7 protein-coding genes and 2 rRNA genes are annotated in these 15,017 nt (G+C 44.5%); 7 read left to right on the plus strand and 2 right to left on the minus strand.

All coding sequences use genetic code 11. The features are described from left to right. Window positions 1–150 precede the first annotated feature (150 nt). Together NST07_RS09860 and rrf are read left to right on the plus strand one after the other, a co-directional pair. Window positions 151–3,078, plus strand: a 23S ribosomal RNA gene (locus NST07_RS09860). A 78-nt stretch (window positions 3,079–3,156) separates the two neighbouring features. After that, a 5S ribosomal RNA gene (gene rrf, locus NST07_RS09865) occupies window positions 3,157–3,273 on the plus strand. Between the two features lie 37 nt (window positions 3,274–3,310). On the opposite strand, the gene NST07_RS09870 is transcribed toward rrf, so the two are convergent. Together NST07_RS09870 and NST07_RS09875 are read right to left on the minus strand one after the other, a co-directional pair. Beyond that, complete coding sequence (locus tag NST07_RS09870) at window positions 3,311–3,931, minus strand: DUF2071 domain-containing protein (RefSeq protein WP_342481448.1); 621 nt, start codon at window positions 3,929–3,931, stop codon at window positions 3,311–3,313. Continuing rightward, on the minus strand, window positions 3,895–4,110 hold the full coding sequence (locus NST07_RS09875) for a DUF2071 domain-containing protein (protein WP_342481449.1): 216 nt from the start codon (window positions 4,108–4,110) through the stop codon (window positions 3,895–3,897). The genes NST07_RS09870 and NST07_RS09875 overlap by 37 nt, the downstream gene beginning before the upstream one ends. A 586-nt stretch (window positions 4,111–4,696) precedes the next feature. Here NST07_RS09875 and NST07_RS09880 point away from each other — a divergent pair. From NST07_RS09880 to NST07_RS09900, 5 genes are all read left to right on the plus strand, one after another. After that, window positions 4,697–5,818 (plus strand): GBS Bsp-like repeat-containing protein, encoded by a 1,122-nt coding sequence (locus tag NST07_RS09880; RefSeq protein ID WP_342481450.1) that lies wholly within the window; start codon window positions 4,697–4,699, stop codon window positions 5,816–5,818. 84 nt (window positions 5,819–5,902) lie between these two features. Beyond that, on the plus strand, window positions 5,903–7,891 hold the full coding sequence (locus tag NST07_RS09885; protein ID WP_342481451.1) for an RHS repeat domain-containing protein: 1,989 nt from the start codon (window positions 5,903–5,905) through the stop codon (window positions 7,889–7,891). Between the two features lie 147 nt (window positions 7,892–8,038). After that, window positions 8,039–13,633 (plus strand): RHS repeat-associated core domain-containing protein, encoded by a 5,595-nt coding sequence (locus NST07_RS09890; RefSeq protein WP_342481452.1) that lies wholly within the window; start codon window positions 8,039–8,041, stop codon window positions 13,631–13,633. Next, window positions 13,630–13,998, plus strand: a complete 369-nt coding sequence (locus tag NST07_RS09895) for a hypothetical protein (RefSeq protein ID WP_341377898.1) — start codon at window positions 13,630–13,632, stop codon at window positions 13,996–13,998. Before NST07_RS09890 ends, NST07_RS09895 begins: the two co-directional genes overlap by 4 nt. Window positions 13,999–14,431: 433 nt before the next feature. After that, the gene (locus NST07_RS09900; RefSeq protein WP_342481453.1) at window positions 14,432–14,857 is read left to right on the plus strand and encodes a hypothetical protein; all 426 of its coding nucleotides are present in this window, start codon (window positions 14,432–14,434) and stop codon (window positions 14,855–14,857) included. The last annotated feature ends 160 nt before the right edge of the window (window positions 14,858–15,017 follow it).

The following is a 15,017-nucleotide window of genomic DNA, read 5'->3' on the forward strand; positions in this document are numbered from 1 at the left end:
TTTGAGAGTTTAAGCTCTCAAGTAGTACCTTGATCCTTGAAAACTGGATACCGAAACGAATTTGCGTTTTAGAACATCTTTTAGCTGAAACTTGTGTAAACAAGTTTTAATTATAGCGATGCTAGCGATTTTCCTAACGGAAAACGCATTGGTTAAGCTAATAAGAGCACACGGAGGATGCCTAGGCGCCAGGAGCCGACGAAGGACGTGGCGAACAACGAAACTGCCTCGGGGAGCTGTAAGCAAGCTTTGATCCGGGGGTGTCCGAATGGGGAAACCCAGCTGTGGTAATTCGCAGTTACTTCTCTCTGAATACATAGGAGAGATAGAGGCAGACCAGGGGAACTGAAACATCTAAGTACCCTGAGGAAGAGAAAACAATAGTGATTCCGTCAGTAGCGGCGAGCGAACGCGGAACAGCCTAAACCAAGGGGCAAGCCCCTTGGGGTTGTGGGACGTCTCACATGGAGTTACAAAGGAATATGGTAGGCGAAGAGGTCTGGAAAGGCCCGCGATAGAGGTAAAAGCCCTGTAGCCTAAACTGTGTTCTCTCCGAGACGGATCCCGAGTAGTGCGGGGCACGTGAAACCCCGTATGAATCCAGCAGGACCATCTGCTAAGGCTAAATACTACCTGGCGACCGATAGTGAAACAGTACCGTGAGGGAAAGGTGAAAAGCACCCCGGAAGGGGAGTGAAATAGAACCTGAAACCGTGTGCTTACAAAAAGTCAGAGCCCGATCTAGGGGTGATGGCGTGCCTTTTGTAGAATGAACCGGCGAGTTACGTTTAACATGCAAGGTTAAGGTGAGAAGCCGGAGCCGCAGCGAAAGCGAGTCTGAATAGGGCGACTTAAGTATGTGGACGTAGACCCGAAACCGTGTGATCTACCCCTGTCCAGGGTGAAGGTGCGGTAACACGCACTGGAGGCCCGAACCCACGTATGTTGAAAAATGCGGGGATGAGGTGGGGGTAGCGGAGAAATTCCAATCGAACTCGGAGATAGCTGGTTCTCCCCGAAATAGCTTTAGGGCTAGCCTCGGTGAATGGAGTGGTGGAGGTAGAGCACTGATTGGGTGCGGGGCCCGCAAGGGTTACCAAGCTCAGTCAAACTCCGAATGCCATTAACTTCTTGCCGGGAGTCAGACAGTGAGTGCTAAGATCCATTGTCAAAAGGGAAACAGCCCAGACCATCAGCTAAGGTCCCCAAGTGTGTGTTAAGTGGGAAAGGATGTGGAGTTGCACAGACAACCAGGATGTTGGCTTAGAAGCAGCCACCATTGAAAGAGTGCGTAATAGCTCACTGGTCGAGTGACTCTGCGCCGAAAATGTAACGGGGCTAAACACACCACCGAAGCTATGGCTAGATGCTTTGCATCTGGGGTAGGGGAGCGTTGTATGTGGGTTGAAGGTGTACCGTAAGGAGCGCTGGACAGCATACAAGTGAGAATGCCGGTATGAGTAACGAAAAGATCAGTGAGAATCTGATCCGCCGAAAGCCCAAGGTTTCCTGAGGAAGGCTCGTCCGCTCAGGGTAAGTCGGGACCTAAGGCGAGGCCGAAAGGCGTAGTCGAAGGACAACAGTTTGAAATTACTGTACCACCGTAATCCGCTATGAGCGATGGGGTGACGCAGGAGGGTAGTGACGCGGACTGATGGATGTCCGTCTAAGCAGTGAGGCTGGTGTGTAGGCAAATCCGCACACCGTTAAGGCTGGGCTGTGATGGGGAGCGAAAATTATAGTAGCGAAGGTCATGATCTCACACTGCCAAGAAAAGCCTCTAGCCAGGAGAAGGTGCCCGTACCGCAAACCGACACAGGTAGGCGAGAAGAGAATTCTAAGGCGCGCGGAAGAACTCTCGTTAAGGAACTCGGCAAAATGACCCCGTAACTTCGGGAGAAGGGGTGCCTCGGTAGGGTGAATAGCCCGAGGGGGCCGCAGTGAAAAGGCCCAAGCGACTGTTTAGCAAAAACACAGGTCTGTGCGAAGCCGCAAGGCGAAGTATACGGGCTGACGCCTGCCCGGTGCTGGAAGGTTAAGGGGAGCGGTTAGGAGTAATCCGAAGCTGTGAACCGAAGCCCCAGTAAACGGCGGCCGTAACTATAACGGTCCTAAGGTAGCGAAATTCCTTGTCAGGTAAATTCTGACCCGCACGAATGGCGTAACGACTTGGGCGCTGTCTCAACGAGAGATCCGGTGAAATTTTAATACCTGTGAAGATGCAGGTTACCCGCGACAAGACGGAAAGACCCCATGGAGCTTTACTGCAGCTTGATATTGAATTTGGGTACGATCTGTACAGGATAGGTGGGAGCCGTAGAGGCAGGAGCGCAAGCTTCTGCGGAGGCGCCGTTGGGATACCACCCTGATCGTATCTAGGTTCTAACCTAGTGCCCTAATCGGGTACGGGGACCGTGTCAGGCGGGCAGTTTGACTGGGGCGGTCGCCTCCTAAAGAGTAACGGAGGCGTTCAAAGGTTCCCTCAGAATGGTTGGAAATCATTCGAAGAGTGCAAAGGCATAAGGGAGCTTGACTGCGAGACCTACAAGTCGAGCAGGGACGAAAGTCGGACTTAGTGATCCGGTGGTACCGCATGGAAGGGCCATCGCTCAACGGATAAAAGCTACCCTGGGGATAACAGGCTTATCTCCCCCAAGAGTCCACATCGACGGGGAGGTTTGGCACCTCGATGTCGGCTCATCGCATCCTGGGGCTGAAGTAGGTCCCAAGGGTTGGGCTGTTCGCCCATTAAAGCGGTACGCGAGCTGGGTTCAGAACGTCGTGAGACAGTTCGGTCCCTATCTGTCGTGGGCGCAGGAAATTTGAGAGGAGCTGTCCTTAGTACGAGAGGACCGGGATGGACGTACCGCTGGTGCATCAGTTGTTCCGCCAGGAGCATGGCTGAGTAGCTACGTACGGACGGGATAAGCGCTGAAAGCATCTAAGCGTGAAGCCCCCCTCAAGATGAGATTTCCCAATCAGTAAGACCCCTTGAAGACGACGAGGTAGATAGGTTGGAGGTGGAAGTGCAGCAATGCATGGAGCTGACCAATACTAATCGGTCGAGGGCTTATCCAACAAATTAAGACGCAGATTCGTTTCGGATTCAGTTTTCAGGAATTAAGGTTCCTGAAGCATTTACGCTGTAAATGCCCGTTTGGTGGCGATAGCGGAGGGGTTCCACGCGTACCCATCCCGAACACGACCGTTAAGCCCTCCAGCGCCGATGGTACTTGGACCGAAGGGTCCTGGGAGAGTAGGACGCCGCCAAGCACATGGCATGACCGAATAGGTCATGCCTTTTTGCTATTTACAGACACAACTCAGCAATTTTAGCAAACGGTTGATCAGATATAGCACCGATTTTTTTTATTGGCCAAAAGAGAACCTCAAGACGTTTAGTAAAGGTAAGAAGTGAGGGAGTATCATCATGAGCGAGACCCAGTGCTCTCATTGAAGTATTGTGAGCAATATGAAGCTCAGCCTCCTGTAAAGGCCAAGGGAGATGGTGAATATGGCCAATATAGAGCCGGCCTTTCGAGCCAGAAGCGTACAAACAATACCGTTCTGTCAACCAGTGGAGAAGCGTTCCTGGCTGCGCATGAAAGCAAAAGGGTTGAGTAGCCCGGTAGATGCCTTTGAAAACAGCTTCTTCTTGGCGGTGAGTTTGTCTTACGCTGCTATATCGAATAGCCTTGCCTTCGGTGTGATAAGACATTTTAGCATGACTATAGGGTAGGTGGGCGAAAAGGCGTGCTGATGCAACTGCTAACAGACTGGAGGCATCCAGATTAAGAAAAAAGATCCCTGGCTTGCCGTCCCGCACAACATAAGTGCGAATGTTAAGCTCTAAGAACTGACGAACTCCTGGAGGAGGTGGCAACCCCCGCAGTCTCAGCAGATCCATAAAAAAGGAGACATACTGATCCAAGGTGTACCTTCCCATTGTTCAAGTTCTAAACCCTCTGGAAGATAGGGGAATAAATCTACTTTATTCACGGGCCAATGTGCAAACAATAAGTTTGTCCAAACTTGCTTCATAATCCAAGGGCCATCGGGCAGAGGGAAAGGACGATGTCTGATATGCAAAAGAATATCACTGTTTTTCAATGAAATCCCTCCTATGAGCAGTCTTCCTTACGATCAAGAGCTGGAAGGTATACTGATTATTACCCATATTCATTGCTTTATACATGATGTCGGTGCTGGGTACCGAAGGTGAGGCTCCTCCATCGGCTCTGAATTTACGCACGTACAAACTAATATTATGTAAAAAACCCCCTATAGGCAGAAGGAAAAAACTCTGAGGTGGGAAGCTATATTACGCATATCTATGCTGATAATCAATATGCCGGAGTCTGGACATGCAACGTTAATCGTTAACGGATGCCCGATCTAATGTAGAATAGGAAACCTGCTTCAGTAAATAATGTAATGTTAACCACATGTGAGTCACAGACTCCATGTGGTTTTTTCTTATGAGGTAGCATTCAACATTTTGAGTGATCAACAATAATATTACTTAATTTCCAACTAAATATATATTATTCAATAAAGTTTATATTAAATAAATATACTCAGAATTTATAGCAAGGTTCGACAATTTCTGGATTAATGATTTGCTATAATAAATCGATTCTAGGAATTGCAATCTAATATTTTTATCAAAAAATAACAGAATTTTGGAGGGACGTTCTTGAAGAAATCAATGATAGTGACCCTGCTAGCCAGTGTCTTTTTAACTTTTTTTATCTTTAATACTAAGACTTCAGCGGCTGCGGTATTAGAAGGTGTTGATTCCAATTATATAATCAAAGACATGAACGGCACGCCACAGCGGCAGAAGATCAGCATTTACAATCAGAGTCGGCTTGAGATGGAGATTCTTCCCGATAATTCAATGATTCAGTATACCTATGATGCGAATGGCAACCTTCTTAAGCGCAGTAAGGCCACACCCGCAGAACCGTATATCTTCAGCACTTCAGTAGTCTCCTATGATATTTACCTGAAAGGAGTTCCTGACAGTGTTAAAACCGTACGTTTTCCGACATGGACGGATTACAATCAGCAAGATGATCTCGAATGGATTGATGGTGTAAAGGTTGCTCCAAATCTCTGGAGAGGTACGGTCGTTCTGTCCAAACATGGGATGGAAACTGGCGCATATGTAACTCATGTTTATGCGGATAACAAAGCTGTAGCGGGTGTAACGACTCAAATTAAGAATACTCAAACCGTCAGAGCTCCTCAAACGGTCGGATTAGATGCTGAATACTATGAGGTAGTTATAGAAGGCGTGTCCAGAACTATACAAGAAGTGAAATTCCCGACATGGACAGAAAAGAATGACCAGGATGATATTGAGCGGCCCTATGTGATCGGTGAGCGGATAGGCAATACAACGTGGAGGATACGGATACCCTTCAGTAAGCACAATTATGAAGCTGGTAACTATTTCACACATATCTATGCCCATGACAAGTATGGCAATTCAAACTATATCGGAGGAACGTCAGTTGCTGTTAAGGGAGGTGTAGGTGTATCAGGACCGAAAACAGCCAATATCTCGGCGGGTTCATACAATGTTTTGATATACGGACTAGACCCTAATATAAAACGTGTTCAGTTCCCTACCTGGACTTCTAATAAAGAGCAGGATGACCTTGAGTGGATTGAAGGTGTGAAGGTTGCCCCTGGAGTCTGGAAAGCCACGGTACTCTTTCAAAGACATAACTCTGAGGTGGGAAGCTATATCACGCATATCTATGCTGATAATAAATATGCCGGGGCTTTAGTATGTAATGTTAACCGGTAGCTGAGGTACGAATAGCAGAGATATCGAGCGTGAAGCTGTAATTAGAATGAAGTTGGAAAAGTGGAGAGGATGATTGGAGCAAGAATGAAAACCAATAAAATTACTAGCTATGTACTGCCATTTTTAATGATTATTGTTGCATTCAGCATTTTTCAGAACAAGGCTTTTGCTGCAGAGAACGTAGTGGCTCCTAAAGAATCATTTGAAAGTGGTACTTTTAATGGCACCAGCTATCTCCCTGTGAATGGGACAATTACCAGTGATGCACAAAAGATAGTTAGTGGAAGGTACTCCGCCTATTTGAGTTCTCAAGCATCAGAGGAGTGGAAGGAATTTTCCTATACAGATCAAAGTAAAATTAAATTCGAAAAAAACACTACCTACTCGGTGACTTTTTCCTACAAATCATTGGATATGCAGCCGCTGGATGCGAACCGTTTTTTTTATTTCCTTGCTCGTAGTACTGACAACCTGGAAGACAAGCTGTTTACAACCTGGAATGATGCAAGTGGGGGAAATGGCATAAAAACGATGACGTTCACAACCGGAAATAAAGCTAACTATTACTTAATTTGGGGAATCCACGCAGGGGGTGCCCTTTCTATTGATGATATAACAATCGTGAAGAAAATTTCCGCACAGAGCGAATCTTTTGAAAAGGGTTTATTTGATCAGACTAATTTCCTTGCCGGATCTGGTGTTATTACGAGTGACCCAGCAAAAATAGTTAATGGTCAATATTCAGCTTACCTCTCTTCATTAAACACAGAGGATTGGAAAGCATTTTCCTATACGGATACTAGTAAAGTGAAGTTTGAAAAAAATACGACCTATAAAGTTACATTTTCCTATAAAACTATCGATATGGTGCCAACCGGAAGTGATCGCCGTTTTTATTTTGTAGCCAGAAGTACGGATAATACAGAGGACAAAGGCTGGACGGCCTGGAGTGACGCTAGTGGGAATAGGGGAAGAAAGTCGATAACATTCACAACGGGAAACAAAGAGAATTACTATTTGATCTGGGGAATATTTAAAGGCGGCGCCCTGTCCATTGACGACATAGAAATCACAAAAGTAAATGAATCCTTTGAGAGTGGTTCGTTTACCAATACTAATTTCAATGCTGGCTCTGGAGTCATTACTAATGAATCTTCCAAAGTGGTTACTGGACAATATTCAGCTTACCTTAAATCACTGGCGACCGAACCAACAAAGGAATTTGTAAATACAGATCTTAATAAGTATAAATTCGAACCTAGTACGACTTATTCAGTAACTTTCTCCTATAAATCAGCTGACATGGATTCCTCGAACGCCAACCGGTACTTCTATTTCCTGGCTCGAAGTTCAGACAAGCTAGAAGAGAAAGGAATGACCACCTGGCAGAATCCTAGTGGCAGCAAGGGCAGCAAAACCGTTACGTTCACGACAGGGAGCAAGGAAAATTACTATCTGGTTTGGGGCATCCGTCAAGGTGGCGCTCTTTCGCTGGATGATATAGAAATCTCGAAAGTAAGTGAATCCTTTGAGGGTGGCTCATATAGCGGGACTGGCTTTTCACCCGTATCTGGAATGATTACTAATGAATCCTCAAAAACCGTCAGCGGTTCATATTCTGCCTATTTAAGCTCCACAGCTTCCCAGCAGTGGGCGAATTTCGCAAGTACAGATTTGGATCAAGTGAAGTTTCAGAGCAATACGACATATTCAGTGACCTTTTCTTACAAATCTATTGATATGGATTCAACCAATGCCAACCGCTATTTTTACTTCTCAGCACGTGGCCTAGATGATATTGAAACCAAAGGCTGGACTACATGGAATAGTGCCGCGGGAACAAAAGGAGTAGAAACGGTCACCTTTACTACCGGAAATCAAGAAAACTACTATTTGTTCTGGGGAATTTATGGTGGAGGCGCTCTCTCCATTGATGACATTATTATTAAGCAAGCGACAACTTATCTATACGATGATAATGGAAGGCTGGTGCAGATCAAACAACCCAACAATAAGACGACTTACTATAATTATGACTCGAATGGCAATCTGAAGGGGACCCGAACGGAATAGTGCTGCAATGCGCTGACCTGCCTATGACGGAACAATCTGGAGACCGGTAATAGCTTATGTGAATGAATTAGGGGGTGGACCGCTCTTGCACTAGATTCGTGTTTTGCTATACATGACTTTAAAAATGAATGATAGGGGAGTATTTATTTGAAGAATAGAAAAAAGATGAATTCATTACTCAACGTTGCTTTATCCTTTACTATATTAGTAGGCGGTTTTCCAGTTACAAATGAACGTATAGCCGCTGCTGAGAGCAATTCGATCCTTTCCTCTGAATATGTGAAGGCCGAAACTAAGGTGGAAAGTCCTGCTCCTTCTCCAGCCCCATTGAATACAATATCCGAACAGCAAATTGAGCCTACATTTAATCCCGGAAATGTCCAGATGAAATCAGCCTTTGCTGAAAATAAAAAGCTTATAGACGAGGTTGTATCCGTAACTGGAGACGTTTACGATCCGAACATGTTAACCATTCAAATGTTAAGAGAGAAAACCTATGAAACGCGTATGAAATTAGTTCCTGGGAAAACAAAGGAAAATTTAGAGAAGCCTCTTGCCCGTGCGGCTGAACCCAGGTCCCTGGATTTAACCCAAACAGAAATTGAACCGCTTGTTCTGGCTGGAGCCTCCAAGGTTGATGTATATTGGGTAAATTATCTGAGCTTGCTACAGGAGAAGCGAACCCCGCTGGAACTTTGGAAATGGAAACTGAATGAGAAAAGATCCTGGGAGGATATCCAGCAGGAGCTTGAAAAAGAAGCAGGAATATTCAGTAAGCCCACTGTACAGGAAAATGTGTATGCAACTGAAATGTTGAACCATTTTTCTTTTAACGGAAAGCCAACAGTTTCCTCCTCAGTATATGGACAAGAAGAGGGTACCGGGAAAGGGTATAGATCAGAATTAGCCCTCTCCATGAGTACCTTTGATGCAGCCGTATCCGGTGTGATCAACAAGTTAGCCCTTGCTCAAATCAATCAAACCTATAAACCGCAGTTTAATGACCGCAACAGTTCCAGTGAAATGGTCGATCCGGTGTCAGGAAGTGTGACCCGGAAAGAAAACCTGATTCACTTGCCTGGTGTGGATGGACTGGACTTAGATATTGGCCTTATGTACAATTCCAACCAAAGTATTCCCTTTCTTATTAGTACATGGTGGGATCCCAACTTTCAGAGTTGGGAATATAGCTACAATTATCGTCTTCCGGTCTTAGGCAGCGGGTGGTCGTATCAATTCCCATACTTACAAAGAGCTGGTGATACGGGGTTCATCTACCACGATGGAACAGGCAATGCGTATAGAGTTCGTGATGACAATAGTAATGATGAGCTCTCACTTTATACAAATTTACTCAATTATAAAGGCAAAGACAAGCGACTGGTATATGAAAACTGGAACAATGGCGCATTCAGTAATGGGCAACAAAGATCAAGTTCCTACATTGAATACTTAGATCTTAAACGAGAATACTTTTCCAATGATGGGGATTTAATTGGAATCGTAGATCGCTTCGGCAATACGATTACATTTAAATACGACGAATCAAGAAGATTGTTCTCGATAACGGATACCGTTGGCCGTGTGGTGAAATTTAATTACGAGGAAGACCTGGATTCCGAGGTATTTGATGGGGAAAACGTAGATATTCGGGTCTATAACGAAGAGAACGCGACGCAAGAAGTTCAGAAGGTGGTATTGACGAAAGGGAGAGTATTGGGGGAAATTCAAAGAAATATAGGCATACCACCACTTCAAAAGTATATTCCGTACCTTGCGTCAATTACCGATCAAAACGGAGAGAAAACCTATTTCGAGTACCAAAATGGCTTTTCTTCTTATGTTGGTTCTTACGACGGATTTCTATTTAATTCGTTCCTGAAAAAAATTACGTATCCCAATTCTGTTACAGAATATGAATATGAACAAGCCGATCGTCATACCGGCCCGAATTCCACCGTCATAGAGTATCGGGCGAAATCTAGAAAGGACAAGACGGCATCCAAGACGTATCAGGAAATAAACTATTCGTACACAGGTGATTATACGGGGAACACCCCGGATCAATATCCCGCTGTTTTGCCTGCGGATTTTCGCTTTAGTACGACGTCAACTGTGGTTAGCACGACTGCCAGTAATGGGCTCCAAACCACTCATACATTTGATAAAGATGGCAGAGTGCTTCGGACGGAGACCCGTGAGGCTGGAGGCGAGCGGAAGATCACTGACAATACGGCGTTTCATGGAGTCTTTACCCGGTATCCCACAAGGACTACCCTCTCGGAGTATGCTCCTCAAGACACTGAAGCAACCGCAAATCATTTATACACCGAAACCGTGTATAACAGCTGGGGGCAGGTTGAGAATCAAACGAAGCCGTTGACCGGAGATCAGTTTAATAATCCGGCAATCAAACAGCATTATACAACCACCTACCAGTATGAACCTAAGTATCATTTGCTGGAAACGCAGTCCTGGTATAACAATGAAAATGATGCAGCACCGCAAAATGAACGTTATACCTATACTGCTGAAGGGCGGCCGGTAACGGTAACCAATGCGTTAGGAGACAGGACGGTATACAGTTATAGTTATTTTAATAGTACGGGAGGGATCTCCCAGGCAACGACGGAGAAGACTGCCCAAGGCCAACTGGTGGCCAAAAGCGTGACCCAGTACGGGCCCGAAGGCCGCCGTGCTTACCCTACCGAACAACAGCAGTGGTTCAACATTGGTACATCCAATCAGCAGATTGTGAAAACCACGATGAGCTATGAGATGGGTTACGGATTGCTGAAAAGTCAGAGCGACGAGAATGGCAAGACCACGAGGTATGAATATGATGCCGCAGGGCGTCTGAAAAAAGAGACCTATCCAAATCGCTCCAACGCCAACGGAGAAGTGTTCAGTGAGGTCGTAGAGTATAACTACTATAATACAAGTTCCGCAAACTTTGATGCTGTCAATACGGGAATGCCGGTCTTAAAAGTGGACTCTATCCGAACTGTCACTCAGTTATCGAATAAGAGCGTGGTCAAAACCTATGCGAATGTGCTTTATAACGGAATGGGTTTGGCCCTTTTAGAGGAACACTTTGATGACAACGCTGGAAAATGGGTATTCACCCAGTATCACTATGACGATATGGGCAGACCCATCTATCAAAAAGATGCACTATCCAATGAAATAACGGTGGGGTATGATGCTTGGGGCCAACAAAAAAGTTTAACGGATTCCTATCGTAATGTCTTCGTGACAAATTATAATTTGAAGCAGCGGAAAGCGGTAAGCTACCTGACTGCGGCGGGCACCTCCGAAACGATGAATTACATCGAGGAGTCGTATGATCCGTGGGGCCGGGTGATTTCGAAGCGGACGTTTAGAGATTGGCCGAATCAGTCGCAGCCCATCACTGAGCGCTACAGTTACGATATTATCGGCAATCTTACGGGATATACCGACCCGATGAACCATCTCAATGAGGCTGGCGTGACAACCCATTACAGTTACAACGCATTAAATCAGTTAACTGGTGTTAAGGATGCGCTAAATCAGACTACACGGTACAGCTATGACGGAAATGGACAAATATCTAAGGTGACCATTCAGGGCAAGGGTGAGTCGGAACAAACCTTAAACACGAAGAGTTACAACGAAATCGGACTGATGACGACGAAGCAGGACGCCGCCGCCAAAAGCGAAAGTGTTTCTTATAATAATCTGGGTCAACAGACCGGTAAAACGGACCGTATGGGCAGTGTGTTCAGTTACAACTACGACGAGAGAGGTCAACTAAAGAGTAGTTCCGTTAGTGGAGTAATCAATAATACGTCTGCGACGCAAAAAATTGATTATATCTATGGAGATGGATCGCCAAAGTATCGTACGATCAATAGTTATGTGAATGGAGCCTTAAGGGCAACGCAGAAGCGTTACCTGGATAGCATGAACCAAGTACGTAACGACTACTCCGTTGGATATTCTACTACGGGTGCGGGTGGCCATTCGTCGTACATCTTAAACGAGTTGGATGTACTGGGCCGAATGACACAAATAAACGATTCCAATCTTGGGTTTTATGTAAACTACCAATTTGACAGTCAGCGCCTGGTCAACGTCCAAACCAATGGCAGCGCGTCCCTAAGCAAAGCCGCATCCGACAATGTACAGTATAGCTACTATGCAAATGGCCGAGTCAAGACAATTACTTATCCGCCGTTGACGGATGGAAGTATCTTAAAAACAGAGTACACGTACAACAAAGCACTCGGTTGGGTAGAGAGCATGAAGAATACAAAGGGTAGCTCCGTGCTTTCGGGATACACCTACAGCTACGATAATAATGGGAATATTACAGCGGTAACTGAAGTCCTCAATAATGGAGCAGCCAAAACGACAAGTTACGGATACGATGCTTTGAATCGTCTTCTGTCAATCAAACGGCCGAATGGTCAAAGCACGCAGTACACATATGATGTACGTGGCAATCGTCTAACCTCAAGCGAGAGCGTCAGTACCAGTGTGGATCTGAGCGATACAAGCTACACCTATGATTTACAAAACACCTTGACCGGATTGACCAAAAATGGGAATACGACCATCTTTACCTACTATGCGGACGGCCTTCGGTATTTGAAGAGCACTGGAACGACCCATACTCAGGTCAATTATGATTTTAGTGGCCAAGTTATCGCAGAGGAGAAATTAAGCGGGAGCACTGTAATACAAAAGTCCTCCTTTGTCCGTGGAGACCGGGTATTGGTGAAAAAGGACAAAACGGCAGCAAAGGATTACTACTACTTGTACAATGGTCATGGCGATGTGGTGCAAATCGTCAATACCAGCGGAACACCGGTTAACACCTACAGCTATGACGAATGGGGGAATATCACCAGCCAGACGGAAGGGATACCAAACTCCTTTAAATATGCAGGTGAGATTTACGACGAAGAAACGGGCCTTTACTATCTGCGTGCACGGTATTATGATCCGAGTATCGGGCGGTTTTTAAATGAGGATACGGTTGAAGGGCAGATTGATAATCCGCTGAGTCAAAACCTTTATACTTATGTTCATAATAATCCTTTGATTAATAGTGATCCTACAGGTCATATGCCGCATAAACTTTTGAATATGTTTTTGTCTGATTTTATTGGTGGACGTTCAAATGGAACAAATTATACAAATGCAGAGTTAGCAAATGCAGTACTTAATGCTAATGGTAATAATGATAGTGGCAGGTATAAGGCATTCCATGAGATTGCTCAAATTTATGCGGCTAAACAAATACATTCAGAGTCTGGTCAAGCAGTTCAATTAGAATATCACCTTGAAGAAGAAATAAGTTATTGGCCAAATAAACATCATTATGTTGATATAGTTACTGGAGATAATAAAATGTGGGAAGTAAAGGCAATGAGGGTTACTCACCTTGGTTTAGGGGATGGTGCTTGGGAGGACGCAGAGGCTCAGCTATTGAGGTACAGGAATGTTAATAATCAGTTGAGCAGAGGATACCAGCTAAGCGATATTACTGGAATTATCATAGTAGATCAGTTAAGGATGGATATTCAATTTAATGATCTTGGGAAAATAGTTTATTCCTTTTACTTAGATATGGGGGGGAAAGGTACAATGCCTCTTACAACTCAGATGGCATCTGATTATGTTTCAAATAGTACAGTGTATCCACCTTCTATTGATATCGATATTAAAATTCCAATAAAAGGAAGGAAAAAATGACTAAACAGATCATGATGCTGTTAACTTTAATTCTTTTAGTGGGGTGCTCAATGGACAGAGGCAAAAATGGAAATGGCTCGAATTTAGGAAATGATTTTAAAGAGGAAGCCCTTTTTATCATTGATTCCCTCAATATCTGTATTGAAAATTTTGGGTTTTCTGAAAGGTTAAGAAAAGAAATAGATACTTTTTTCGAACAGGATCATACTCAACAAGAGGAGGAAATAGAAAAAAAAATAGCAAGTATTTATATGACTTTCTTAGGTAAAACAAATTTTAAGAACAAGAATGCTGCAACAAATAAAGAGTTATTTAGTCAGTTGAAAAAAGAGATTGATGAAGTTAGAAATTTACTGACAGAATGATTTAAGTAATCAATTCGCTCAAAGGGGGAATTAAATTCCGATAAACCACATGGGATATATTACATGTGGTTTATTTTTTTTGAATTTATGTGTCCCACCCAGTGCCCCCTAAATACCAAGAGTAATAATGAAATTGAATTACCCAGCGTGAAGCAAGTTGGGGCATCTCAACTGAAGGGATGTTGTATAACTGGCATCAATTTATTAACCGAAAGCAGGACAACTTTATAGTTGGTTTAGTGGGAAGATAAGTCAGCATACGTGATCCCGAATCACCTGAACAGCAAGCAAGATGATAGAAAAGGTAGTAATTGGCGCGTTATAGAGGCTTTGAAGAATTACATACATTTTTAGCACGTTCATCGAACGATTTACGTGCCTAAAGAGTGTAGGATTATATTGTAAGAAAATTGGATAGGGAGGTAGGGCATCATTGCATATTGTACTTTTAGGTATCAAACCTGAACTTAGTGATCCGCGTTTCAGATTTCATGAGTACGGAACGTGCGAGGAAGCACAAGAAGTATCATCTATTATTAAGCCCAAAATAATCCTGGTGGTTGAAGATTTGGCCCAGGAATTCCTACCGTTCGCCCTGAGTATAGCTGTGAAGATGGTGGTGATTAATGAGGCTTATCCGTTGTCACTGACAGCGGTACGGAGCTGGACTGCACTCGGAGCGGCTGATGTGTGGTCTAACCGGGAATGGCCAGCGCGGCTCCGGGATTCCATGGATGTGCAGAAGATCACCGCTGCCGGGACGACGATTAATGAACACAGCGAAATGAATAGAGCTGTGGAACGAACGGTGATTGCGGTAGGGAGTGTCCTTGAAGGTAGTAGAGTACAACTACTATAATACAAGTTCCCCAACTTTGATGCTGTCAATACGGGAATGCCGGTCTTAAAAGTGGACTCTATCCGAACTGTCACTCAGTTATCGAATAACAGTGCGGTCAACACTACCAACCATATAAATTGGATGGTCCTGTTCCTGATTTTATTAAAGACTTATTCGG

It is taken from the genome of Paenibacillus sp. FSL L8-0340 (assembly GCF_038593145.1).
Classification (GTDB): Bacteria; Bacillota; Bacilli; order Paenibacillales; family Paenibacillaceae; genus Paenibacillus_AQ.